This is a genomic window from Microbacterium sp. H1-D42 (genome assembly GCF_022637555.1).
Lineage (GTDB): Bacteria > Actinomycetota > Actinomycetes > Actinomycetales > Microbacteriaceae > Microbacterium.
In genome coordinates, this window is the sequence record NZ_CP093342.1 from 2,026,845 (window position 1) to 2,051,357 (window position 24,513).

Genomic DNA, 24,513 nt, shown 5'->3' on the forward strand with positions numbered 1-24,513 from the left:
ACCCTCGTGTCACGCCAGGTGATCAGCCAGCGCGCGCAGTCGACGCAGCGACTCGTCCTTGCCGAGCAACTCCATCGACTCGAACAGCGGCGGCGAGATGCGACGACCGGTGAGGGCGACGCGCGGCGGACCGTACGCCACGCGGGGCTTCAGCTCGAGCTTCTCGACGAGCTCTGCTGCGAGGGCGGACTGGATCGCCTCCGGGGTGAAATCCTCCACCGGCTCCAGCGCGGTGATGCACGCGGCGAGCACGTCGGCGGCGTTCGCCGGCAGGCCCTTCAAGGCGTCTGCTTCGTAGGTCAGCTCGTCGGCGAACAGGAAGCCCAGCAGGCCGGGCGCCTCACCGAGCAGCTGCATGCGCTCTTGCACCAGCGGTGCCGCGCGGAACGCCAGCACGATCTGCTCGTGGGTCGGCTCGCCGCCGGCGAAGACGTTGCCATCGACGAGGTACGGCAGCATCCGCTCGGCGAAGTCCTTCGCATCCAGCAGCCGGATGTGGTCGCCGTTGATCGACTCGGCCTTCTTCTGGTCGAAGCGGGCCGGGTTCGGGTTGACGTCGACGATGTCGAACGCCTCGATGAACTCGTCGAGTGAGAAGACGTCGCGGTCGTGAGAGATCGACCAGCCGAGCAGCGCGAGGTAGTTCAGCAGACCCTCGTGGATGAATCCGCGCTCGCGGTGCAGGAACAGGTCGGCCTGCGGGTCGCGCTTGGAGAGTTTCTTGTTGCCGGTCTCGCCGAGCACCAGCGGCATGTGCGCGAAGCGCGGCACGAACGTCGTGACACCGGCCTGGATGAGCGCGTCGTAGAGCGCCAGCTGGCGGGCGGTGGAGGGCATCAGGTCTTCGCCGCGCAGCACGTGCGTGATGCCCATCAGCGCATCATCGACCGGGTTCACGAACGTGTACAGCGGCACGCCGTTCGGGCGCACGACCACGAAGTCGGGGAAGGATCCAGCGGGGAACGTCACCTCGCCGCGGATGAGGTCTTCGTAGGTGAGGTCCTCATCCGGCACCCGCAGGCGTAGCGCGGGCTGACGGCCCTCGGCCTGGAAGGCGGCCTTCTGCTCGTCGGTCAGGTCGCGGTCGAAGTTGTCGTAGCCGAGCTGCTTCGCCCGTCCTGCGGCCTCGTTGCGCGCGTCGATCTCCTCGGCGGTCGAGTAGCTCTCGTAGAGCGCGCCTGTGGCTTTGAGCTTCTCGATGACCTCGCGGTAGATGTCGTGGCGCTGCGACTGACGGTAGGGCGCATGCGGGCCGCCGACCTCGACGCCCTCGTCCCAGTCGATCTTCATCCAGGTGAGCGCGTCGACCAGCTGGCGGAAGCTCTCTTCACTGTCGCGGGCGGCATCGGTGTCTTCGATGCGGAAGATCAGCTTGCCGCCGTTGTGGCGTGCGTACGCCCAGTTGTACAGCGCCGTGCGCACCATGCCGACGTGCGGCAGGCCGGTCGGCGAGGGGCAGAAGCGCACACGGACGTCAGAGCCGGTCGCGGTGGTGGTGAGTGGGTGCACGGTAGCCATATCCCCTCGATTCTATCCGGGGCGGGCTGCGGCCACAGGCCCGCCCGGTTACCGCTCAGTCGAGGTGATCCACGGCGATCGCGGCCGTCTGCTGCATCGGGATCCCTTCGCCATCGCCGCGCTCGGCGGCGATGCTGTCGAACGCCTGTCGGAAGCGCTCGCGATCAGCATCCGACAGCGTCCGGTAGAAGGCTCCGGCACCCGCCACTCCCCCGACGACCGACTGCCAGAGCACGGCCGGTCTCGGATGCCAGGTCCAGGTGAGCTCCGTCATGGCAGGGCTCCAACCGGCATCGATCAGCATCGATTCGAACCCTGCGGTGGTGCGCTCGAAGTCCTTGTCGGCGGGCAGGCGGCCGCCGGTTGCCGGGGCGAGGGCGGCTCGATCCATGACCTCGCCCCAGAAGGCGAAGGGTGATCCCGACCACGTGGTCGCGATGACCGTGCTGCGAGCGACGCGCCGCAGTTCGGCTGCACCGGCGCGCGGGTCTGGCAGGTGGTTGAGCACGAAGTTCGCGACGACGACGTGGAACGAGGCGTCGGCGAAGTCCAGCGCCGGCAGGGCACCTGCCGCCAGCGGCAGTGTCGGATGCTGTCGCCTCGCAGCCTCGCGCATGCTGGGTTCCGGTTCGCACGCGGTGACCTGCCAGCCGGCATCCGCCCACGCCGCGGCGAGAGAGCCGTCGCCCGAGCCGACGTCGAGAAGCGACCGGCCGTCGGCCGCACCGGCGAGCTGGCGGAGCCGCTCCCCCGTGCCCGCGCACAACTGCGCATAGGAAGCCGCGTACGCCTCGCCAGTGCCGGCCCAGCTCATGCGTGCTCAGCCCTGGCGCTGCCGCGGCCCGCCAGGCTCACGAGACCGGTGCCGCCACGCGGATGCGCCCGTAGGGCGAGAGCACGATGATCGCTATCACGATCACCAGCGCCGTCACACCGAGGCCCCCGTAGCCGAACTGCGTCAGTACGAGTCCGGCACCGGCGGCGCCGATGGCGGCCGTGAAGCTCATCAGGGAGTCGCTGATGCCCTGCCGCTTCGGACGCATCTCGACCGTGGACGACTCGGTGAGCAGTGCGGCACCTGCCACGGTCGCCGCGCTCCATCCGAGGCCGAGAAGCACCAGTGCGACCATCACTCCGGCCGGGTGCTCACCCGCGAAGATCGCGGCCAGCAGCGATGCCACCAGCATCCCCTGCCCCAGCAGCACGACCGGCACGCGCCCCCAGCGGTCGGCGAGGATGCCGAACACCGGTGAGAGACCGTACATGCCGGCCACGTGCAGGGCGATGGTCATGCCGACGAGCAGCGTCACGTCTGTGCTGGTCGCCATGCCGCCATCGGCGCCGTGCGCCATGTGCTTGAGGTGGATGGGCGTCATCGCCATGACGGATGCCATCACCGCATGCGATCCGGACACCGCGAAGATCGCGTAGCGGGCGCTGACCGGACGATCGACGTCGGCACCGAGGACGGCCGCCTTGGAAGGCGTCGCCGCCAGGCTGAGCGCTGTCAGCAGAGGATCGGGGCGCAGCGCGACCAGGTAGAGCACCAGCGCCGCGGCCTGCGCCACGAGCGAGAACAGGTACGAGCCGGTCAGCGGCGGCATGCCGATCGCCTGCCCGACCACCTCGCCTGGCGTCAGCAGCAGCGGGCCGGCGACACCGCCGACGGTGGTCGACCAGACCACGATCGAGAGGTCGCGCCCGCGGTGCTCGGGAGATGCGAGGTCGGCCGCGGCGAAGCGGGACTGCATGTTGCCCGCATTGCCCATGCCGATCATGATGATGCCGACGAGCAGCAGCGGGAAAAGACGCAGCGCTGCGGCGAGGATGACGATCCCGACACCGACGAGCGCCAGCAGGTTGCCTGCGGTCAGTGAGAGGCGGCGTCCCCGGCGCGCGGCGAAGCGCGCCAACGGGATCGCGAAGGCGGCGGCACCGAGGGTGACGGATGCTGTCGCCAGGCCCGACAGGGCATCGTCCCCTGACAGGTCAGCCGCCAGCAGCGCCCCGAGCGACACGGTGGAGCCGAAGGCGATGCCGCCGAGCACCTGCCCGATCGACAGGACGGTGACGGTGCGGCGTTGCAGGGCATGCAGGCCGTCAGCAGTGAGCGTGCTCACGAGAGCGGGGCCGCGTCGCGCACGGCGCTGCGCAGGATGCCGACTCCGCTGACCTCGACCTCGACGGTGTCTCCCGCGACGATCTCGCCGACGCCGGCGGGGGTGCCGGTCATGATCACATCGCCCGGCAGCAGCGTGAAGACGGCAGAGGCGTACGCGATGATGTCGGCGACCGAGTGGATCATGTCGGTCAGCGGAGCGTGTTGGCGCACCTCGCCGTTGACCCGCGTCTCGATGCTGGCGGATGCCACGTCGAGCTCGGTCTCGATCACAGGGCCGAGCGGGCAGAACGTGTCGAAGCCCTTGCCGCGGGTCCACTGGCCGTCCTTGCGCTGCAGGTCGCGCGCGGTCACGTCGTTGCCGACGGTGTAGCCGAAGACGTAGTCAAGGGCATCCTCCGCCTTCACGTTCTTGGCGATGCGGCCGATGACGGCCACCAGCTCGCCCTCGAACTCGGTGCGCTCCGAGATGGCGGGGCGCACGATCGCGTCGCCGGGGCCGATCACCGACGTGTTGGGTTTCAGGAACAGCAGCGGCTCCTCGGGTGCGACGTTGCCGAATTCCGCCGCGTGGTCGTGGTAGTTGCGTCCGACGCAGACGACCTTCGAGCGCGGGATCACCGGCGCCAGCAGTGCGGCGTCAGCGAGCGGGATGCGCTCGCCCGTGGTCTCGAATCCGGCGAACATGGGATCGCCGTCGAGGACGACCAGTTCGCCCTCGTCGAGGATGCCGAAGCGGATGCCGTCATTGTGGCTGAACCGTGCGATCTTCACCGCAACAGCCTAGCCCGCAGCCGCACCCTCCGGGCCTGCCCCGTCCACCCAGCCCCGTTTCACCGGATCAAATCCGACGACACCCCCACCTGTCGTCTATGACGAGAGGCAGGGGGCGGCGGAACCGGACGAGAGGGTCAGGCGTCGAGACGCACCAGCCAGCCGTGCTTGTCCTCACGGCGGCCGTACTGGATGTCGGTGAGCTCCTCGCGCAGCGAGAGGGCGAGGTCGCCGAGCGGCTGCGCGTCTTCGAAGTCGTCCGAGACGAGCGCGCCGATCGGGGTGACGACGGCGGCGGTACCGCAGGCGAACACCTCGACGATGTCGCCGGATGCCACACCCTCGCGCCACTCGTCGAGCGAGACCGCGCGGCGCTCGACGGTCAGACCGCGATCCTCCGCGAGCTGCAGCAGCGAGTCCCGCGTGATGCCCTCGAGGATGCTGTCGGACTGCGGAGTCACGACGCGGCCGTCCTTGTACACGAACACGACGTTCATGCCGCCGAGCTCTTCGACGTTGCCGTCCGCATCGAGGAAGACGACCTGGTCGCAGCCCTTCTCGTACGCCTCGGCCTGCGGCAGCAGGCTCGACGCGTAGTTGCCGCCGGTCTTGGCAGCCCCTGTGCCGCCCTTGCCCGCGCGGGCGTAGTTCTTCGACAGCCAGATGCGCACGGGCTTCACTCCGCCGGTGAAGTACGCGCCGGCGGGCGAGGCGATCAGGTAGTAGGCCACCTTCTTCGCCGGGCGCACCCCGAGGAAGGCCTCCTTGGCGAACATGAACGGGCGAAGGTACAGGCTCTGATCCGTGCCGGAGGGCACCCAGGCGCCGTCGACGGCCACGAGCTCGCGGATCGACTGCAGGAAGTACTCGCTGGGCAGCTCGGGCAGTGCCAGGCGGCGTGCACTGCGCTGCAGGCGCGCGGCGTTGCGGTCGGGACGGAACGTGTGCACCGAGCCGTCGGCGTGCCGATACGCCTTGATGCCCTCGAAGATCTCCTGACCGTAGTGCAGCACGGCGGCTGCCGGGTCGAGGGCGATCGGTCCGTAGGGCTGCACGCGCGGGCGGTGCCAGCCACCCTTCTCGGACCAGCAGATGTCGACCATGTGATCGGTGAAGCTGGTGCCGAACCCGGGGTTCTGCAGGATCTCCTCGCGCTGAGCAGGGCTCTTGGCCGCGAGGTTCTTCGTCACGGCGAACGTGAGCTCTGCCGTGGGAGTGGCGGTGTCGGTCATCTCTGTCCTCTGTCGGATGCTGCGGAGTCGATTGCGTCAGCGATGTCGGATGCTGCGCAGCGCTCTTACTGTCAGATTACGCCTGGAGGGCCGCGATGATGGCGTCGCCGGTCTCGCTGGTGCTGCGGGCGCTGTCACGGCTCGCGATGTCGGCCTCGACCGCCCGCTGGACGCGGACGGACTCGTCACGCAGCCCGAGGTGATCGAGCAGCATGGCGACGGAGAGGATCGCAGCCGTCGGATCCGCCTTCTGCTGGCCCGCGATGTCGGGAGCTGAGCCGTGCACCGGCTCGAACATCGAGGGGAAGGTGCCGTCGGGGTTGATGTTGCCCGAGGCTGCGAGGCCGATGCCACCGGTGACGGCGCCTGCCAGATCCGTGAGGATGTCGCCGAAGAGGTTGTCGGTGACGATCACGTCGAAGCGGGAGGGGTCGGTCACGAGGAAGATCGTGGCCGCGTCGACGTGCAGGTAGTCTACGGCGACACCGGGGTGCTCTGATGCCACTGTGTCGACGATCCGCTTCCAGATCGCGCCAGAGTGCACCAGCACGTTGGTCTTGTGCACCAGCGTGAGCTTCTGGCGACGGCGCTCGGCGAGATCGAACGCGTAGCGGACGACCCGCTCCACGCCGAAGGCGGTGTTGACGCTGGTCTCGTTGGCGATCTCGTGCGGGGTGCCCTTGCGAATACTGCCGCCGTTGCCGACGTACGGCCCCTCCGTGCCTTCGCGCACGACGACGAAGTCGATCTCACCAGGGTCTGCCAGCGGGCCGGATGCCCCGGCGAACAGCTTCGAGGGGCGAAGGTTGACGTAGTGGTCAAGCTCGAACCGCAGTTTCAGCAGCAGTCCGCGCTCGATGTTCGCATCCTTCAGGCGCGGGTCGCCCGGCACTCCCCCGACGGCGCCGAGCAGGATCGCGTCGTGGCTGCGGATCGCGTCGAGATCGGCATCGGTGAGCGTGTCACCGGTGGAGAGGAAGCGGTCGGCCCCGAGCGAGAACGACGTCTTCTCGAACGTGACATCGCGCCCTGCTGTGACGGCATCGAGCACGCGCTCGGCCTGGGCGATGACCTCACGGCCGATCCCGTCTCCGGGAATGACGGCCAGCTTCACGACGCGCGACATGAGTCTCCTTGCACAACGACCGTCCGCAGCGCTGGTCGCCGCGGACACTCCTTCCAGCGTAGCGGCGCGGGTGCAGCCGCCACGCCGGATGTCAGCACGCGAGGTCCGCAGTGTCCGAGGGGCTCAGCGCGTCGACTTGCGCCGCGGCGGACGCAGCGTGGTCGCCGCGATGACGCCGGCCGCCGCCACGAGCAGCGCCCCGATGATCGACGTCGTCACGATGCCACTGTCGAAGGCGAGCTTCGCGGCCTCCCAGAGCTGCTGGCCGAGGGCATCCGACACGTCGTGCGCGGCGGCGTACGCACCGGCAAGCGTCTCGCGCGCCTCAGCGGCGATCTCGGGCGGCACGCCGTCCGGAACCACCAGCGCACCTCGGTAGAAGGCCGTGATGATGCCGCCGAGCACCGCCGTGCCCAGCACGGCGCCGAGCTCGTACGCCGTCTCGGACACCGCGCTGGCCGCTCCGGCCTTCGCCGGCGGCGCGTGCGCGAGGATCAGTTCATTCGACACCGTCTCTGCCGCACCGATGCCGATTCCGAGCACGACGAACGCGACCATCAGCCAGGCGACGCTGTTCTGCTGCGCGGTCATCGCGACGATGACGTACCCCAGCACCGAGAGCGTCAAGCCGACCGGGACGACGATGTGCGGCGGCACACGCCGCGAGATGGGAACGACGCTGAGGCCGGCGACGATCATCATCACCATGCCTGGGACCAGCGCGAGGCCGGCGGTCATCGGCGACAGCCCCAGCACAAGCTGCAGCTGCTGCGGCACGAAGTACAGGAAGCCGACCAGCGCGATGACGCTCAGCAGGTTCACCAGGATCGCCCCACTGAAACCGCCGCGACGGAACAGCGTCATGTCGAGCATCGGCGTCTCCGCCCGCAGCTGGCGGCGCACGAACAGGTATCCCATCAGCACGCCGATCAGCACCAGCACCACGGCGACCACGTTGGGTCCATCGACAGCGAACGACTTGATCGCGTACACGACGGGGATCATCGCCGCCATCGACAGCAGGATGCCGATCGGATCGATGCGCCCGGGGTTGGGGTCCTTGCTCTCCGGCAGCAGCCAGAAGCCGCCGATCAGCAGCGGGATGAGCACCGGCACCGCGATGAGGAACACCGAGCCCCAGGCGAAGTGCTCGAGCAGGAAGCCACCGACGACGGGACCGAGCGCTGAACCGGCCGAGAAGGCAGACGCCCACACGGCGATCGCGAGTCGACGCTGGTCGCGGTTGGGGAAGATCGTGCGCAGCAGCGACAGGGTCGACGGCATGAGCATCGCGCCGAAGAAGCCCAGCGCCGCACGCGCGGCGATCAGCATCCCGGCGGTCGGAGCGAAGGCTGCGAGGACGGAGACCACGGCGAAGCCGGTCGCGCCGATGAACAGCATCCGACGCCGACCGAAGCGGTCACCGAGCACACCCATCGTGACCAGGAGCCCCGCCAGAACGAGCGAGTACGCGTCGATGATCCACAGCTGCTCCGCACCAGTGGGGCTGAGCGCGAGAGAGATCTCGGGCAGGGCGAAGCTCAACACGGTGTTGTCGACCGAGATGAGCAGCACCGGCAGCATCAGCACGGCCAGCGCGGCCCAGGCTCGGATGCCGACGCGCGGACCGTCCTCTGCGGCGAGGCGGATCGTTGCGGTGCTGGACATGCGGCTACTCCTGGGTTGGCATCACGAATGACGGTTACTATACCGTCCGGCTGGTACAGTAACACAATCGAGTATGTCCAAACACCCTGAGGAGTGATCATGGCCCGTCCCCCGCTGGCCCGAGAGCGCGTGCTGGATGCGTACGAGGGCATCCTCATCGCCGAGGGCGAACGCGCCGCGACGCTGGATGCTGTCGCGAAGGCCGCCGGGGTGTCCAAGGGCGGCCTGCTGTACCACTTCGCCTCGAAGGACGACCTCGCTCTTGGCCTCGTCGCTCGACTTGAGGCGCTCAGCGAAGAGGATCTCGAACGCATGCGCGACGCCGAAGACGGCCCGGTCGCGTACTACGTGCGAACTTCGGTGATGGAGGACGATGCGCTCGATCGGGCCCTGATCGCCGTCACCCGCCTCGCACAGGGTGGCTCAGCGTCAGCATCCGACGCCGTGCGCGAATCGCGACGACGTTGGGCCGACATCATCCGGCCCCATGTTCACGACGACACCGCGCTGGATCTGGTCATGCTCGTCAGCGACGGGCTGTACTTCAACAACTCGCTGATGGGCCCCAGCGACGAGCCCCGCCTGTTCAGCGACTTCGTACCCACCGGGGCCGCACTGGCCGAGCTGGTGCGACTCGTGCAGACGGCGGCCGCACCGCGCTGAGGCTCACGCTCACACTCACACTGGGGCAGGTCCTTTCAATATCTCTCCGCCCGCGAAACGGCGAACGGCCCGCCTTCGCGAGAGGGCGGGCCGTTCCAGTTCGCGAGCAGGGTGGGTCGACTCAGACTTCGGTGATCTCGATCTGGCGGAACAGGTCGGCGTCGATCGCGGCGCTGACGTCCTCGAGCAGCTCATCGTCGACGGGCGAGTCGAGGGTGAGCACGCTGAGCGCCTGAGCACCGGCTGCCTGGCGGGCGATCTGCATCCCGGCGATGTTGATGCCGGCCTCGCCGAACTTCTGGCCGTAGACGGCCACGATTCCAGGACGGTCGGTGTAGAGCATCACGACGTGGTGCTTCTCGATGGGCAGCTCGATGGCGTGGTCGTTGATCGACACCAGCTTCTCGATCTGCTTGGGTCCGGTGAGCGTGCCGGAGACCGCCAGCTGCGAGCCGTCCGACAGTGCACCGCGCAGAGTGATGACGTTGCGGTACTCCTCGCTGATCTCGTCCTGCAGCAGCCGCACGGCCACGCCGCGCTGCTCGGCCAGCAGCGGCGCATTCACGTACGACACGGTCTCGCTCACGATGTTCGTGAAGACGCCCTTCAGAGCCGCCAGGCGCAGCACGCTGACGTCGTAGTTGTTCAGCTCACCGTGCACCTCGACATCGAGGCTGGTCAGCGGCGCCTGCGCGAGGGCGGAGAAGATCTGCCCGAGCTTCTCGACCAGGGCGATGCCGGGGCGCACGTACGGGTCGATGACGCCCCCGGCGACGTTCACGGCATCCGGCACCAGATCGCCGCCGAGCGCCAGGCGCACCGAGCGGGCGACCGAGACGCCGGCCTTCTCCTGCGCTTCTTCGGTGCTGGCACCGAGGTGCGGGGTGACGACGACGTTGGGCAGGTCGAGCAGCGCCCGCGCCGTGCCGCCCTCTGCCGGAGGCTCGGACGTGAAGACGTCGAGGCCCGCACCGGCGATCTCGCCGGCGACGAGCGCCTCGTGCAGGTCGCCTTCGTCGATCAGCCCTCCGCGGGCGACGTTGACCACGAACGCCGTCGGCTTCATGGCCGCGAACTGCTCGGCGCCGATCATGCCGGTGGTCTCGGGGGTCTTCGGCATGTGGATGGTGAGGAAGTCCGCCTCGGCGACCAGTTCGTCGAGTGTGACCAACTGCACGCCGAGCTGCTGGGCGCGAGCGCTGGTGACGTAGGGGTCGTAGGCGATCACACGCATGTCGAATGCGTTCAGACGCGCCGCGACGAGCGCGCCGATACGTCCGAGCCCGACGATGCCGACGGTCTTCTCGAAGAGTTCTGCTCCGGTGAACGAGCTGCGCTTCCAGGCGCCGGCCGACAGCGAGGCGTGCGCGGCCGGAATGCGGCGCGCGAGGCTGAGGATGTGTCCGACCGTGAGCTCAGCGGCAGAGACGATGTTCGACGTCGGCGCGTTGACCACCATGACACCGGCAGTCGTCGCCGCCTTGATGTCGACATTGTCGAGACCGACGCCGGCACGCGCGACGACCTTCAGCTTCGGGGCGTGCGAGAGCGCCTCGGCGTCGATGCGCGTCGCAGAGCGCACGAGCACAGCATCCGCCTCGGCGAGGGCCGCGAACAGGGCCTCACGATCGGTGCCATCGACGTCACGCACGTCGAAATCGGGACCGAGCGCCTCGATCGTGGCGGGCGAGAGCACCTCGGCGAGGAGGACGACGGGCTTGCTGGCGGTCTGATTCGACACAGGTATCCTTCGGGGCAGCGCGGCAGGGTGATGTCAGACGATGCGCCGCACGCCATCGGGGGCGCGATCGGGACACACTTTACCGCAGCGCCGGTGGGCTCCCCGAACGTATGACGCCGAGCGTCCCAGTCGTGCGCGGCGTGTCAGTTGAGCAGCGATGCCCCGTTACGCAGCGCATAGCTGAGGGTGTCCAGCCAGAACACCGCGCTGAGCGCGAGCCCGGCGAGCATGACGAGCACGAACACGCCGATCGAGCGACGCCGGCTCAGCGCAAGAGCCACGATGAAGACGATCATCGGCACGATGGCGGGCAGCAGCAGCACGACCCAGCCGTACCCGCTGATTCCGGCCTGAGCCATCTGCGTCAGGTAGAAGATGGCGTTCCACACGATGAACGCGTACGCGAGACCGAACATGCCGACCAGGAAGCCATGCAGCGCCGAGAGCACCTTGCCGGCGGTCTCGCTGCCCGCTGTGCGCGGTGCGGTGTTGTCAGTCACAGGACTCCCCCTCCGCCGGCGACGACGAACGGCCAGGGCACCAGCAGCAGGGCGCCGACGATGAGAGCCGCGAAGCGCACCCAGGGTTTCGACTCGCGCGTGAGCACGAGGGCCGCCGCGAACCACAGCGCGGGCGCTGCCACCGCGATCCACATGCTCGCCTGGTACATCGGCGCCGGCATCATGAATGCCGCCTTCGACAGCATCCCGGCACCGCCAAGTGCCCAGCCGACCGTGTAGAGCAGATAGATGCCGCCGAGGATGCCGAGGCCGAGCAGGGCCACGGTGCCGATCCCCTGCGGCTCGTCGTCGGCATCCGATGCCGCGTCGCCGGCGCTCGCAGCGTTCTCGACGCGCGCCGCGGCGGTGTCGGATGCTGGCGCACCAGCCGACGGCAAGGGCGCGATCGGCGCATCGAACGCGGGGTCAGACGGCGTCTCGACGCGGGGCGCCACCGGCTTCGCCTTCTGGGCTCGAGGCGTCGGGCGGCGGGCCTCGAGCGCGTCGTCGCCATCCCAGCTGAGGGCGTCATCCTCGGGTTCGGAACTCATGCTCCCAGCGTACCGACGCCGGAGCCGCCATCCCACTAGGCTCGGGTCGACACCACCTGGGAGGCAAGAGTGGCTGAGACCCCTGACAAGACCGCCGACGCGAGCGACGCGACGAGTGGCCGCGAGTGGGCGCCGACGCCCGCCGCGAAGAAGAAGGCGACCACGTTCCGCTGGATCGCGATGGCGCTGTGGATCGTCGCCATCGCAAGCGAGGCCGTGGCCATCTTCTGGCTGCTGCCCCAGCGAGAGGTCGTCGGCGCCGACGGCACGATCGTGCGCAACCCCGACACCGGGCTGCTCGAGGAGCAGGGCGCTTCGGTGACGTTCCCGCAATGGGCCTTCATCACCCTGCTCGTCATGCTGGTGGTCATCGCCGCGCTCGCCATCACCGGGTCGGTGCTGTGGAAGAAGGCCAACACGCTGGACCCGGCGCGCAAGTCCGACAAGGCGCGCTTCTTCGTGCAGAACCAGCTTGGCGCGATCATCGCCGTCATCGCGTTCCTGCCGTTGGTGATCCTGATCTTCCTGAACAAGGACATGGACAAGGGCCAGAAGGCGACCGCCGGAATCCTCGGCATCGTGCTGGCGCTCGCGGCGACCTACTTCGGCGCGAGCTTCAACCCGCCGTCGGTCGAGCAGTACACCGCCGACCAGTCGACAGTGATCATGCTGCTCGGCGAAGACCAGGTGACCTGGGTCGAAGGCGGCGGGGTCTACCACGTGTGCGACACGGTCTCCGATCTGCAGACCGGCAGTGAGATCCAGCACGGCACCACGGCCGAGGCGATCGAGGCGGGCAAGAACCGCCTGACGCTGAAGTTCGTCTCCGAGCTCGAGAAGTGCGGCCTGCCCGTGCCGGAGAACTCCGCGGACATCACTGACGCCCTGCGTGCCATCCAGGCCGGCGAGACCACGACGCTGCCCGCACCGGTGTGGGCCGACGGCGAGGCCCCGATCGAGATCGAGGACGCGCCCGCGTCGGAGTAAGGCCCCATTCTCGCGGGTCTCGGGATGGAGAACGCCGCTTTCGGATGCCCGGAAGCGGCGTTTTCCATCCCAGCGTGGCCGCCAAGGGTGGTGGTCACCGGCGGGCGATCGCCCCCGTGAGGGCCGCACGCGCCGCGGCGACGATCTCGGGATCGGTCGTGTCGAAGCCGGCTGCGCCGCCTCCTGGGCCACTGGGCGCCTGATCGCCGGACGGGCGACGGGCAGAAAGGTGCACAGCATCCACTCCCGCCGCGACGAAGTCGCCGATGTCGCCGACCCGCACTCCCCCACCCGGCATGATCTGCACGCGTCCGGCTGACCGACCCACGAGCGCTGCGATGTTCTGCAGCCCGTCGATGCTGCGCGTCGCGCCGCCGCTGGTGAGCACCCGGCGGATGCCGAGCTCTGCCAGTTCGTCGATCACCGCCACCGGGTCGCTGAGCGTGTCGATGGCCCGGTGGTAGGTGACTTCGGCGCCCTGCGCGGCGTCGATCCAGCGCCGGATGGCCTCGGAATCGATACGACCCTCGGCATCCAGCGCGCCGACGACCACTCCGCCCGCGCCACGACGCACGATCTCGCGCACATCGGCGGCGACCAGCGCGACCTCAGCCGGGTCGTACACGAAGCCCCCTGGACGCGGCCGCACGAGCACAGCGACGCGTTCCGCGCCGCCGGACGCTTCGAGCACCGCGTCGACAGTGCCGGCCGACGGCGTGAGGCCGCCGGTCTCGGCGAGAGCCTGGCACAGCTCCACGCGATCGGCGCCGCTCGCGAACGCGATGCGCGCGCCAGCGGCATCCTGCACCGCGATCTCAAGCTGCACCGCGTCCTCGAGCTGCACGGGTGATGTCATGCGACTGTCGCGACGGCCACAGCCGAGCCGCGCAGCTTCTCAGGGATGATCAGCGAGGTGACGCCGTTCGAGAGCGGCGTGGTCTCAGCGACGGAACCGTCCGCCCATCGGGCGTCACGGCCGGCGAGTTCGGTCGGAAGCGGCACCTCGCCGATCGACGGGTCGATCGCGTGCACGTGCACGCCGGCCGATGAGGCCGTGTACCGCACGGGGGCCAGCGGTTCGCCGAAGCGGATCCACGGCCGGGTGCCGTACACCGCGTCGCCGTTCTCGCCCAGCCAAGCACCCATGGCGCGCATGGCGGCGAGCTGCAGCGCGGGGATGGAGCCGTCGGCGGCAGGTCCCACATTGATCAGGAGGTTGCCGTTCTTCGAGACGACGTCCACCAGCATGCGGATCAGCGCGTCACCCGAGAGCGAGTGGCGGTCGTCCTCTGCCTGGTTGAAGCCGAAGGAGTAGCCGAGACCGCGCGTGGATTCCCACGGCTGGTCGAGGATGTCGGGGATGTGACGATACTCGCGCGTGAGGAACCCGTGGTACGGCACGCCCCAGCGGTCGTTGACGACGCCTTCGGGAACAGCGTCGAAGTAGCGGTTCAGCAGCGCGGCGACGGCGTACTCGTCGCCGCCCTTGCCCCCGTCCGGCCACTCGATGTCGTTCCACAGCACATCGGGCGAGAAGCGCTCGACGAGCTCGTCCAGCTGCGCGGCCGAGTAGCGCGAGAAGTGCTCGTCGTGCCGGCGGAAGCGGAACAGATCCGTGTCCGATTCGATCGGCGGGAAGTCGCTGACGTGCCAGTCGAGGGCCCCGGAGTAGTAGACGCCGAACTTCGCGCCGGCGCGGCGGGTCGCGTCGTGGAACTCGCCGATCAGGTCGCGCTTCGGGCCGCGCGCGACCGAGTTGAAGCCGGTGGTCGCGGTGTTCCAGAGACAGAATCCCTCGTGGTGCTTCGTCGTGGGGATCACGTACTTGGCGCCCGCTCCGACGAGTTCGCCGACGAATGCATCCGCGTCGAACGCTGACGCGTCCCACAGGTCGGCGAGATCCTCGTACGAGGTGCCGGGACCGTACACCTGTTGGTGGCGCTCCCACGTCGGGCTTCCGGCGATGCGCACGGTGTTGCCGTACCACTCGGCGTACTGATGCCAGGCGTAGGCGTCCTCGGCCGGGATGTTCACTCCCTCGCCGTGCTGCACGGCCCAGGCCGGAACCGAGTACAGGCCCCAGTGCACGAAGAAGCCGAGCTTCGCGTCGCGGTACCACTCCGGCACTCCCTGCGCGGGGTAGGTCGGTGCGGCCGCGCCGAAGTCGGGGCCGGTGCGGGTCTCGAAGTTGAGCATGCTCAGATCTCCTGTCGGCGGCTCACGTGGGCCGTGAGTGCGGGGTTTCCGGTGGTATCGAACGGGTAGACGCCCGGCGCGAGATCGTGATGGCCGAGGCGCAGCAGATCCTGGTCGACGCCACCAGGGGTCAGGGCGAGCGTCCAGTCCGCCGCGAGGTCGTACAGCTCAGGCTCGAGGTAGCCGATCTTCACCACGACGATGTCGGCCGCCTCGGGGTCAAGCCCCAGCATGCGGAAGTCGTCCAGGTGGTGGAACGGCTTGCGTCGCGAGGTGATGATCGCGTGCAGCCCGCCGACGGCGATGACGGCCTGTGTGCCGGCATCCTTGTCGCCATCGGTGATCGAGAAGACCTCGCCGGTGATCTGCACAGGGCCGGAGGGCCCCGCGTCGACGCCGGCACCGGCGCTGAGCGAGATCTGCGCTCCGACGCCCGCCTCGCGAGCGGCGCTGACAGCATCCGCATCGAAGATCGACGCGACCAGCGTCGTGCGCGAGCCGTCGGTGAGTTCGGGCCGCGTGAGCAGTTCGGTGAGCGTCCAGGTGACATCGCCCGCTCCCCCGGCCGTCGGGTTGTCGCCCGAGTCGGAGATCAGGTACGGGCGGGCGGCGTCCGGCGCGAGCGCCTTGGCGAGAGCACCGTCCAGCGACGCCGTCGGCGCGACGAAGACGAAGTCCTCTCGCGCGTCCCAGAACAGCCGGGCGACCCGCTCGGCCTCCCGCGCGATGATCTGCTCGTCATCGCCCATCACCATGACGTAGGCCTGGCAGCGCGGCTCATCCGCCCAGGCGTAGCCGATCCAGATCGACGCGTCGATAACGCCGTCCATCGCCTCGATGCCAGGCAGCTCGGCGTAGATTCCGGCGGCGGGCTCGAGTCGGGTGCTGGTCTTCTCGCCGGGCAGCAGCACCGGCACCGGCACCCAGGCGCGATGCGGACGGCGGCGAAGCGGGTCGGTGCCGTGCTCGCCGCGCAGGCGCGCGAGCAGGTTCCAGACCGCGCGCTCCTTGGTGTTCAGCCAATCCTCGTGCGGCGCCATGCGATAGCAGGTGAGCATGTCGACCTCGTCGCGCAGCACCTCAGAGACGTTGCCGTGCAGATCCATCGATGCTGAGATCAGCGTGTCAGGACCGAGCGCCGCCCGCACGGCGATCGCCAGGTCGCCTTCGGCGTCCTTCATGCCGATCACGCTCATCGCGCCGTGGATGTCGAAGAAGAAGCCGTCGAACGGACCGTGCGCGCGGATGCTGTCGCGGATGCCATCGACGATGGCGTCCTTCATGCGGCGGTACGTCGCGGGCGCCACGGCGCCGCCCGGCAGTGAGCGGCCGTGATAGATCGGCTCCCACTGCGCGGATTCGCGCAGCTCGCGTCCTTCGTCGAGGAACGGGTAGTAGCCGATCAGGTCGGCGCCGGTGCGGATCGTGAACGCCTCGTCGCCCGAGACGTGCGGGGAGAACGTGCTGGATTCGATCGAGATGCCGGCGATGCCGATCCGAGGGGCGGCGATACCGCCCTCATGGAGTGCGGGCAGCGGGCCCATCCAGATCTGGCTGGCGTCGAGACGGTCGGTCATGATGCTCTTTCTACGCGAGATGGAGGCGAGTGTCTCAGAAGACGGATGCGAGTGCGAGGCTGCGTGCGGATTCGATGGCACCTAGTGCCACCGCGTCCGCGCCGCGCGTCGCCGGTCGGATGTGCAGGGGGATGCCGGTGATCGGCGCATCCGTGCCGAGGGCGTCGTCGATGCCCGGCTGCAGCAGGTGCCAGACATGCGCGACGCCGCCGCCGACGATGGCGTGGGAGATGTCGAGCAGGGTGGCCGCGCTTGCGCAGGCCAGTCCGAGCGCGTGTCCTGCGTCGCGGAACACGGCACGCGCGTCAGTGTCACCCGCATCCGCACGCGCAGCCACATCACGCGCCCCGTCCGCCGCCTGCCCGGTGCGCTCGGCGTACCGCAGGGCGATGGAGGTGCCGGAGGCGAGTGTCTCGAGGTGTCCGACCTGACCGCAGGTGCACAAGAGGTCGCTGTAGCCGGGGGTATGACCGATCTCGCCGGCCGCACCGTGCGGACCCCGCCGGAGCCCGCCGTCGATGAGCAGCGCACCGCCGACACCCGTGCCGAGCATCACGCCGAGGACGTCGGTCTCGCCGACGTCCGACTCGCCGAGCAGGAACGCATTCACGTCGTTCTCCACGACGACGGGGCATTCCAGCCGCTGGGAGAGCTCCTCTGCCAGGGGGAAGCCGACCCAGTCGGTGAAGGTCGACGACGCGGCCCGGATCGTGCCGGTGTCGTGATCGATGACTCCGGCTGCCCCGACTCCGGCGGCGCGGATCGACCGGCCGCCCACGAGCGTGCGCACGAGCGACGCCGCAGCGTCCGCCATGGCCGCGCCCCCCTCGGCGGCGGGTGCTGGAACCTCACCCCGCTGGTGGATGCGCCGCTGGTCGTCGCAGACGAGAACTGCGATCTTCGTGCCCCCGATATCGATCCCGACGAAGACGGGATCGACATCGGCAGGCATGGATGTGCCCTGATGATGTGCCATCGTGAAACTCAGCGCCCTCCGAGGCCGGCCATGGCGATGCCCTTGACCAGGTGCTTCTGCAGCACGATCACCAGGATCGTGGTGGGGATCATCGAGATGATCGATGCCGCCATCTGCAGGTCCCAGCGCGTTCCGGTCAGACCCGAGAAGCTCGCGAGTCCCACCGGCAGCGTGCCGAGGGTGTTGTAGTCGACCGTGACGATCAGCGGCCACAGGTAGGCGTTCCAGAACGACAGGAACGTGAACACGGCGAGCACGGCGATCGCCGACTTCGACAGCGGGACGATGATCTGCAGGAAGGTGCGCACCGGCCCCGCCCCGTCGACGCGCGCGGCCTCTTCGAGCTCATAGGGGATGCCACGGAAGAACTGCCGCATGAGGAACGTGCCGAACGCGCCGAACGCGAACGGGAAGATCAGCGACTGGTAAGTGTTCACCCAGCCGAACCACTGCATCACCTGGAACATCGGGATGACGAGCACCTCGGCCGGCACCATGAGTGTGGCGAGGAACAGTACGAACACCGCGTCGCGTCCCTTCCAGCGCAGGCGTCCGAAGGCGTAGCCGGCAGTGGTCGAGACGACGATCACGACCAGGGTGCCTGCGATGGAGGTGAACAGCGAGTTGCCGATGTACGTCCAGAACGGCCCGAACTCGAACACCTCGGCGAAGTTCGACCAGCGGATCTCAGAGCCGAACAGCGACGGCGGCATGGCGAACATCTCGCCGTTGGGCTTGAGAGCGGAGAAGAACGCGTAGACCAGCGGCAGCATGAACAGCGCAGCCGCGACGTAGATGGAGATGTGGGCGAGGATCAGACGCACCCGCGCCCATGGCGTCATCGGGGCGCGTCCGCGTCGCTTCTCGACCTCGACGTGCTCTTCGCCGTCCACGGCGATCAGCGTGCGGGTCGTCGATTCTGCGATGTCAGTGCTCATAGTGCACCCACCTCTTCTGAGCCTTGAACTGGATCGCGGTGACGGTGATGATCAGCGCGAACAGGATCCACGCACCTGCGGCAGCGAGACCGAGGTCCTGGAACTTGAAGCCCTGATTGTAGATCCACATCACCAGCGGCTGAGTCGCATTGCCCGGCCCGCCACCGGTGAGCATCTGCGGCTGGACGAAGACCTGCAACGAGGTGATCATCGTCATGATCGTGGCGAAGAAGATCGCCGGCGAGATCATCGGCACCATGATGCTCCACGTCATGCGGAATCCTCGGGCGCCGTCGATCCGGGCGGCCTCCATGACGCTTTCCGGCAACTGCTCGAGAGCCGCAGAGAAGATCAGCATGTTGTAGCCGATTCCCTGCCAGACGCTCATGATGACGACCATGATCATCGCCCAGTTCTTGTCGGCGAGGAAGTTGGGAAGCTCGACGCCGAACCAGGTCTGCGCCAGTCCGTTGAACAGGCCCTGCGGCTGGAGCAGCATCTTCCAGACCAGCACGTTGGCGACCATGGGCGTGACGACGGGGATGAAGAACAGCACTCGCAGGGCGCCACGTCCGCGGATGCGCGGACCGAGGCTGATGGCGAGTGCCAGCGAGAGCACGACGCTCAGCGGCACGTACAGCACTGTGAACACAAGCGTGTTGCGCAGTGCAGGAAGGAAGTTGGGGTCTTCGAAGAGGCGGAGGTAGTTCGTCCCGCCGTTGAAGGTGCGCTCACCGAACGTCGGCCAGTCGAAGAAGCTCATCACGATGGACAAGACGACCGGCACGATCGTGAAGAGGGCGAGGCCCACCAGGGCTGGGCTTGCGAAACCCAGCGCCTGGCGCGCCTCGACCTTGGCGAGCGACCCCGAGCGGCGCTTTGGCGCGTTCGTGATGGTCATCTCTCACTGTTCCTGTGTGGAAAGGGGTGTGTCAGTTGCCGAACTGCTGCTGAGCGGACTCGAGCACAGCGGTCATCGACTCCTGGCTGTTGTAGACGCTCACCAGCGAAGGCTGGATGAACGTGCCGACCTTGGCCCAGTTGTCGGACACGTACTGACCCTGGACGTTGGCGAAGGCTGCCTCGAAGGTGGCCTTGACCTGCTCGCGGTACGCCTCGTCGATCGACTCGAAGTACAGCGGCTGGCTCTCGGCGCGTGCGGGGTAGCTGCGGCCGGAGGACGCGATGTAGTCCTGCGAGTCCTTGCTGAGCAGCGAGCCGAGCACCTTCAGTGCGTCTTCCTTGTTCTCGCAGCTCTCGGCGATGCCGTAGCCCGAGCCCAGGATCAGGCTGAGGTCGCCGTTCTCACCGGTCGGCAGCGGTGCCATGCCTGCCTTGAAGCCGGCCTCGTTGTCGAGGTACCCGACTGCGTTCCAGGTGCCGTCGACGGCCATGGCCGCGTTCTCGCTGGTGAACTGGTTCTCGCCCCAACCACCGTCAGACGCGGATGCGACGGGCGCAGCCACCTTCTGCTCGGTGACGAGTCCGGCGTACCACTCGGCCGCGTCGGCGAAGGCCGGGTCGGTCAGCTGAAGCGTGCCGTCCTGCGAAACCGGCTGCACGCCGCTCTTCGCGATCGGGAGCGCCTGCCACTGGAAGTCGCCCATGCCGATGCCGAAGCCGTACTTGCCACCCGTGGTGGCCTTCTTGGCAGCTGCCTCGAAGTCGTCGAAGGTCCAGTCGATCGCAGGCAGGTCGGCACCGGCGGCGGTGAGCTGATCCTCGTTGTAATACGTCAGCATCGTCGACACGTCGAACGGCACACCGTACATGTCGCCCTTGTTGGAGAGGATCTCCAGGCTGCCCTCGGCGAAGTCCGACGAAGCCAGCCCCGCCTTGGTGAGGTCCTCGTCCGTGAGCTTCACGAATCCAGAGGTGTAGCTGGCGAGCATGCCGGAGTTCATCCCGGTCACGCAGGCCATGTTTCCGGAAGCCATGTTCGTGGTGAGCTTCGTGAAGAAGTCCCCCCACGGCGCGGTGCGGAGCTCGACCTTGATGTCGGGGTTCTGCTCGCGAACCACGTCCATCTGCGCCTCCAGCGCGGCGGTGTCGTCCTCGCTGCCTGCCCACATGTCCACGACGATCGTGTCGCCGTCCGCCGACCCGCCACCACTGGCGCTGGTGCAGCCCGTCAGGGCAACCGCGACGCCGGCTACGGCGACGACTGCACCCACACGCATCTTCTTCATTGAATGTCTCCTTGCGGAAGTTTGAGTTGTTTTGACCGTCGAATCAACATAGTGTTGCTTCGTACGAAGCTACGCTGTCATAGTTCGGGTTGACTCGCAACCTGAACATCCGATCTTTCGATCGACGATGAAAGGGGCGTTCGCCGATAGCCTGGCGAGCACCGACTCCGAGAAAGCGAACCAATGACACCAACATCCGATCGCGCGTCGGAGGATGCCACGGTGCGACAGATCCTCGATCTCATCGCGCGCGGCGAGGCGCACTCGCGCAAGGAACTCGCCACCCACCTGGGGATCGCCCCGTCGACTGTCGGTCTGCGCGTGCAGACGCTCCTCGATGCCGGACTGCTGCAGGAGGCCGGTGACGGCGCGTCTCGCGGTGGCCGAAGGCCGCGCGTGCTGCGCGTCGCACCGGAGGGAGGGGTGATCCTGTCAGTCGACCTCGGCGGCGGCCACGCGCGTATCGGCCGGCACAGTCTGAGCGGTGAAGTGCAGCATGTGCGCACCATGGACGTCGACCTCACCGATGGGCCGGAGCGCACCCTCGAGGCGGTCGCGGACGTGCTGATCGAACTCGCGGGCGGGCAGAAGCTGCATGCGGTAGGTGTGGGGCTGCCCGGCCCCGTGGACGTCGCCACCGGATCCGTGGATCAGCCGTCGCGCATGCCTGGCTGGCCGGGATTCCAGGTCGGCAGGCACCTTCGGGAACGCCTTGAGGTCCCGGTCGCAGTCGACAACGACGCGAACCTCGCGGCCCTCGGCGAGCACCGCGCACAGTTCGGGTACACCGGGCACAGCATCACGGTGAAGGCCGGCACCGCGGTCGGCAGCGGCATCATCGTCTCGGGCAGCGTGCATCGCGGGGCGACCTCGGCTGCCGGCGACATCACCCACACGCGCATCGACGGCAGCGGCGATATCCCCTGCTCCTGCGGCAACACCGGCTGCCTCGAGACAGTGGCGAGCGGTGCGAGCCTCGTGCGCCAGATGCGGGAGCGCGGCCGCACGGACGTGGCCACGACGACGGACGTGCTGACCCTGGCACGCGACGCCGATCCGGTTGCGACGACGCTCGTGCGCACCGCCGGAACGCACCTCGGTCAGGCCCTGTCAGGGGTCGTGAACTTCTTCAACCCGCACGCCGTCTTCCTGACCGGCAGCATGAGTGCATCCGAGCCGTTCATCGCGGCTGTGCGCAGCCGCGTCTACGAAGCCTGCCACCCACTGGCGACGCAGACGCTCCGCATCGAAGCGGCCGTCACCGGGGCCGATGCGATCCTGTACGGGGCGGCGCGCCTCGCACTGGACCACCTCGAGATCTCCGAGACGGCCGCCTGAGGCGTCAGTCGTCCGTCAGCGTCAACTCGATCACCGGCACCAGCACATCAGGGCGACGCACCGGCAGGTGCACGGTCAGCGTGCCCTCCGCCTGGCCGGCGGGCGTCATGTGCGTGGCCTGCTGGTCCGGGTCGATCACCGAGGTCTTCAACCACGAGCCGTCATTCAGCAGGCGGGCGAACGAGACCTTTCCGGCGAGTTCGGGCAGGTGCACGAAGCCGAGCGGCCAGCTGAACAGGTGCAGGTAGAGCTTGTTGCCGCGGCGCGTGTAGACGCCTTCGCGCGGCGGGGTGGACGACGCGTGGCCCGCGCCGACGATGGCGGGCCGATGCAGTCGCATCCACTCCCCGATCTCGCTCAACGTGCGCGCGTCTCGCGGGGCGACCGCGCCGCGCCCGTCCGGCCCGATGTTCAGCAGCATGTTGCCGTCCATCGACACCGAGTCGGCGAGCATCTGCACGAGCAGCGTCGACGACTTCTGCTCCATGTTGTCGCGGTGGTAGCCCCATGAGCCGTTCAGCGTCTGGCAGGCCTCCCACACCTGCGGCTCGCCATCGGCCATCAGCGGCGACGTCGGCTGGTACTGCTCCGGCGTGACGAAGTCGGCTGGGATGCCGAGACGGTCGTTCACGAGCATGTTCGGCTGCAGCTCGCGGCACATCGCCAGCAGCTCCTCCGAGCCCCAGTCCCCCGGCCCCTTGCCGTCCCAGCCGTCCTTGTGCTCGGGGTAGTTGAAGTCGAAGAACAGGTAGTCGATCTCGCCGTAGTTGGTCAGCAGCTCGCGCACCTGCCCGTGCAGGTACGCCCGGTAGCGGTCCATGTCGCGGCCCTCGTTGAGTGCGGCGGCGTTCTCGTCATCGCGGCGCGGGTGCACCCAGTCGATGGTGAAGTCGGGATGACGCCAGTCGATCAGCGAATGGTAGAGCCCGACCTTCAGCCCCTCGGCGCGCAGCGCGTCGACGTATTCGCGCACCAGGTCGCGGTCGCACGCCGTGACCGAGGTGAAGTCCGTGAGCTTCGTGTCGAACAGGCAGAACCCGTCATGGTGCTTGGTCGTGAGCACGACGTAGCCCATTCCTGACGCCTTCGCCGTGCGCGCGATCTCAGCGGCGTCGAACAGGTCGGGATCGAAGTTCTCGAAATAGGGGCGGTACTGCTCATCGGTGAGGCGCTCGTAGTTCTGCACCCACTCGTGGCGGGCGGCCACGCTGTAGATGCCGAAATGCACGAACATGCCGAAACGGGCGTCATCGAACCATTGCTGTCGCATGCCTCCAGTCTGGCATAGACATCGGATGTCTGCGCCTGTGGAAACGAAGAACGGGCGCCCCGAATGGGACGCCCGTTCTCAGAACATCAGGTCAGCGCGCGGCCGAGCCCTCGACGTAGTCCTCGTCGGACTGCTTCCAGGCGAACAGCGAGCGCAACTCCTTGCCGGTCACCTCGATGGGGTGACCCTGCTCCTTCTCGCGAAGGGCGAGGAACTCCTCGGCACCGTTGTCCTGGTCGTCGATGAAGCGCTTCGCGAACGCGCCCGACTGGATGTCGGCGAGCACTCCCTGCATGCGCTCCTTGACACCGGCGTCGATGATGCGCGGACCCGAGACGTAGTCGCCGAACTCGGCGGTGTCGGAGATCGACCAGCGCTGCTTGGCGATGCCGCCCTCCCACATCAGGTCGACGATGAGCTTCAGCTCGTGCAGCACCTCGAAGTAGGCGATCTGCGGCTGGTAGCCCGCCTCGGTGAGCGTCTCGAAGCCGGCCTGCACGAGGTGGCTCACGCCACCGCAGAGCACGGCCTGCTCGCCGAACAGGTCGGTCTCGGTCTCTTCGGTGAAGGTCGTCTTGATGACGCCGGCACGGGTGCCGCCGATGGCCTTCGCGTACGACAGCGCCAGCGCCCAGGCCGAGCCGGTCGCATCACGCTCGACCGCGATGATGTCGGGGATGCCACGGCCGGCGACGAACTCGCGGCGCACCGTGTGACCAGGCGCCTTCGGGGCGATCAGGATGACATCGACACCCTCGGGAGCGTCGATGTAGCCGAAGCGGATGTTGAAGCCGTGCGCGAAGGCGAGAGCCTTGCCTGCGGTCAGGCGATCCTTGATCGACTCGTTGTAGATCGTGCGCTGGTGCTGGTCCGGCGCGAGGATCATGATCACGTCGGCCCACTCGGTGGCGTCAGCGACGTTCTTGACGGGGAAGCCCGCCTCCTCAGCCTTGGCGATCGACTTCGAGCCGTCCTTGAGGGCGATGGTGACCTCGACGCCCGAATCGCGAAGGTTCATCGCATGCGCGTGTCCCTGCGAGCCGTAGCCGACGATGGCGACCTTCTTGCCCTGGATGATCGAGAGGTCAGCGTCGTCGTCGTAGAAGATCTCGGTGCTCACGGTGTGTTTCTCCTTGGTAGTGGTTCTTGA

The 24,513-nt window shown here is 68.0% G+C and carries 22 protein-coding genes; 3 read left to right on the top strand and 19 right to left on the bottom strand.

Annotated elements, in window-relative coordinates; translation table 11 throughout:
- Positions 1-9: 9 nt before the first annotated feature.
- The 7 genes from gltX to MNR00_RS09710 all read right to left on the bottom strand — a co-directional run bounded on the left by gltX (position 10) and on the right by MNR00_RS09710 (position 8,437).
- On the bottom strand, positions 10-1,518 hold the full coding sequence (gene gltX, locus MNR00_RS09680; protein ID WP_241925723.1) for a glutamate--tRNA ligase: 1,509 nt from the start codon (positions 1,516-1,518) through the stop codon (positions 10-12).
- Positions 1,519-1,573: 55 nt separating this feature from the next.
- The gene (locus MNR00_RS09685) at positions 1,574-2,332 is read right to left on the bottom strand and encodes a class I SAM-dependent methyltransferase (RefSeq protein ID WP_241925724.1); all 759 of its coding nucleotides are present in this window, start codon (positions 2,330-2,332) and stop codon (positions 1,574-1,576) included.
- Positions 2,333-2,369: 37 nt separating this feature from the next.
- Positions 2,370-3,638, bottom strand: coding sequence for an MFS transporter (locus MNR00_RS09690; protein ID WP_241925725.1), 1,269 nt, complete (start codon positions 3,636-3,638; stop codon positions 2,370-2,372).
- Positions 3,635-4,411, bottom strand: coding sequence for a fumarylacetoacetate hydrolase family protein (locus tag MNR00_RS09695; RefSeq protein ID WP_241925726.1), 777 nt, complete (start codon positions 4,409-4,411; stop codon positions 3,635-3,637). Before MNR00_RS09695 ends, MNR00_RS09690 begins: the two co-directional genes overlap by 4 nt.
- Before the next feature lie 137 nt (positions 4,412-4,548).
- Entirely contained in the window at positions 4,549-5,643 is a 1,095-nt protein-coding gene (locus MNR00_RS09700) for a branched-chain amino acid aminotransferase (RefSeq protein ID WP_241925727.1), read from the bottom strand.
- Between the two features lie 76 nt (positions 5,644-5,719).
- Complete coding sequence (locus MNR00_RS09705; RefSeq protein ID WP_241925728.1) at positions 5,720-6,769, bottom strand: 3-isopropylmalate dehydrogenase; 1,050 nt, start codon at positions 6,767-6,769, stop codon at positions 5,720-5,722.
- Positions 6,770-6,892: 123 nt separating this feature from the next.
- Positions 6,893-8,437: an MFS transporter gene (locus MNR00_RS09710; protein ID WP_241925729.1), complete on the bottom strand. Its 1,545-nt coding sequence runs from the start codon at positions 8,435-8,437 to the stop codon at positions 6,893-6,895.
- 99 nt (positions 8,438-8,536) lie between these two features.
- Here MNR00_RS09710 and MNR00_RS09715 point away from each other — a divergent pair, with 99 nt between their 5' ends.
- Entirely contained in the window at positions 8,537-9,100 is a 564-nt protein-coding gene (locus MNR00_RS09715; protein WP_241925730.1) for a TetR/AcrR family transcriptional regulator, read from the top strand.
- Positions 9,101-9,221: 121 nt separating this feature from the next.
- On the opposite strand, the gene serA is transcribed toward MNR00_RS09715, so the two are convergent.
- The 3 genes from serA to MNR00_RS09730 all read right to left on the bottom strand — a co-directional run bounded on the left by serA (position 9,222) and on the right by MNR00_RS09730 (position 11,892).
- Positions 9,222-10,841, bottom strand: a complete 1,620-nt coding sequence (gene serA / locus MNR00_RS09720; protein WP_241925731.1) for a phosphoglycerate dehydrogenase — start codon at positions 10,839-10,841, stop codon at positions 9,222-9,224.
- A gap of 143 nt (positions 10,842-10,984) precedes the next feature.
- Positions 10,985-11,341 carry a hypothetical protein gene (locus tag MNR00_RS09725; protein WP_241925732.1) on the bottom strand — a complete coding sequence of 119 codons (357 nt, stop codon included), beginning with the start codon at positions 11,339-11,341 and terminating at the stop codon, positions 10,985-10,987.
- Positions 11,338-11,892, bottom strand: a complete 555-nt coding sequence (locus MNR00_RS09730) for a DNA polymerase III subunit gamma/tau (protein ID WP_241925733.1) — start codon at positions 11,890-11,892, stop codon at positions 11,338-11,340. The genes MNR00_RS09725 and MNR00_RS09730 overlap by 4 nt, the downstream gene beginning before the upstream one ends.
- 69 nt (positions 11,893-11,961) lie before the next feature.
- Between MNR00_RS09730 and MNR00_RS09735 the strand changes: the two genes are divergently transcribed.
- The gene (locus MNR00_RS09735; RefSeq protein WP_241925734.1) at positions 11,962-12,879 is read left to right on the top strand and encodes a hypothetical protein; all 918 of its coding nucleotides are present in this window, start codon (positions 11,962-11,964) and stop codon (positions 12,877-12,879) included.
- A gap of 94 nt (positions 12,880-12,973) precedes the next feature.
- Here MNR00_RS09735 and MNR00_RS09740 read toward each other — a convergent pair whose 3' ends face one another.
- Genes MNR00_RS09740 through MNR00_RS09770 form a run of 7 tightly spaced genes read right to left on the bottom strand, consistent with a single transcriptional unit; the run spans position 12,974 to position 20,755 of the window.
- Positions 12,974-13,735 carry a copper homeostasis protein CutC gene (locus MNR00_RS09740; protein WP_241925735.1) on the bottom strand — a complete coding sequence of 254 codons (762 nt, stop codon included), beginning with the start codon at positions 13,733-13,735 and terminating at the stop codon, positions 12,974-12,976.
- A complete protein-coding gene (locus tag MNR00_RS09745; protein ID WP_241925736.1) occupies positions 13,732-15,075 on the bottom strand; it encodes an alpha-L-fucosidase in 1,344 nt (447 codons plus the stop codon). The genes MNR00_RS09740 and MNR00_RS09745 overlap by 4 nt, the downstream gene beginning before the upstream one ends.
- Before the next feature lie 2 nt (positions 15,076-15,077).
- Entirely contained in the window at positions 15,078-16,652 is a 1,575-nt protein-coding gene (locus MNR00_RS09750) for a M81 family metallopeptidase (protein WP_241925737.1), read from the bottom strand.
- A gap of 34 nt (positions 16,653-16,686) precedes the next feature.
- The gene (locus MNR00_RS09755; protein WP_241925738.1) at positions 16,687-17,604 is read right to left on the bottom strand and encodes an ROK family protein; all 918 of its coding nucleotides are present in this window, start codon (positions 17,602-17,604) and stop codon (positions 16,687-16,689) included.
- Between the two features lie 32 nt (positions 17,605-17,636).
- The gene (locus MNR00_RS09760) at positions 17,637-18,566 is read right to left on the bottom strand and encodes a carbohydrate ABC transporter permease (RefSeq protein ID WP_241925739.1); all 930 of its coding nucleotides are present in this window, start codon (positions 18,564-18,566) and stop codon (positions 17,637-17,639) included.
- Entirely contained in the window at positions 18,556-19,467 is a 912-nt protein-coding gene (locus tag MNR00_RS09765; RefSeq protein WP_241925740.1) for a sugar ABC transporter permease, read from the bottom strand. The genes MNR00_RS09760 and MNR00_RS09765 overlap by 11 nt, the downstream gene beginning before the upstream one ends.
- Positions 19,468-19,498: 31 nt before the next feature.
- Positions 19,499-20,755: a sugar ABC transporter substrate-binding protein gene (locus MNR00_RS09770; protein ID WP_241925741.1), complete on the bottom strand. Its 1,257-nt coding sequence runs from the start codon at positions 20,753-20,755 to the stop codon at positions 19,499-19,501.
- Positions 20,756-20,977: 222 nt separating this feature from the next.
- Here MNR00_RS09770 and MNR00_RS09775 point away from each other — a divergent pair, with 222 nt between their 5' ends.
- Positions 20,978-22,093 (top strand): ROK family transcriptional regulator, encoded by a 1,116-nt coding sequence (locus MNR00_RS09775; RefSeq protein WP_241925742.1) that lies wholly within the window; start codon positions 20,978-20,980, stop codon positions 22,091-22,093.
- A gap of 4 nt (positions 22,094-22,097) precedes the next feature.
- Here the strand turns inward: MNR00_RS09775 and MNR00_RS09780 are convergent, their stop codons facing one another.
- A complete protein-coding gene (locus MNR00_RS09780) occupies positions 22,098-23,363 on the bottom strand; it encodes an alpha-L-fucosidase (protein ID WP_241925743.1) in 1,266 nt (421 codons plus the stop codon).
- Positions 23,364-23,454: 91 nt separating this feature from the next.
- Positions 23,455-24,483: a ketol-acid reductoisomerase gene (gene ilvC / locus MNR00_RS09785; RefSeq protein WP_241925744.1), complete on the bottom strand. Its 1,029-nt coding sequence runs from the start codon at positions 24,481-24,483 to the stop codon at positions 23,455-23,457.
- Between the last annotated feature and the right edge of the window lie 30 nt (positions 24,484-24,513).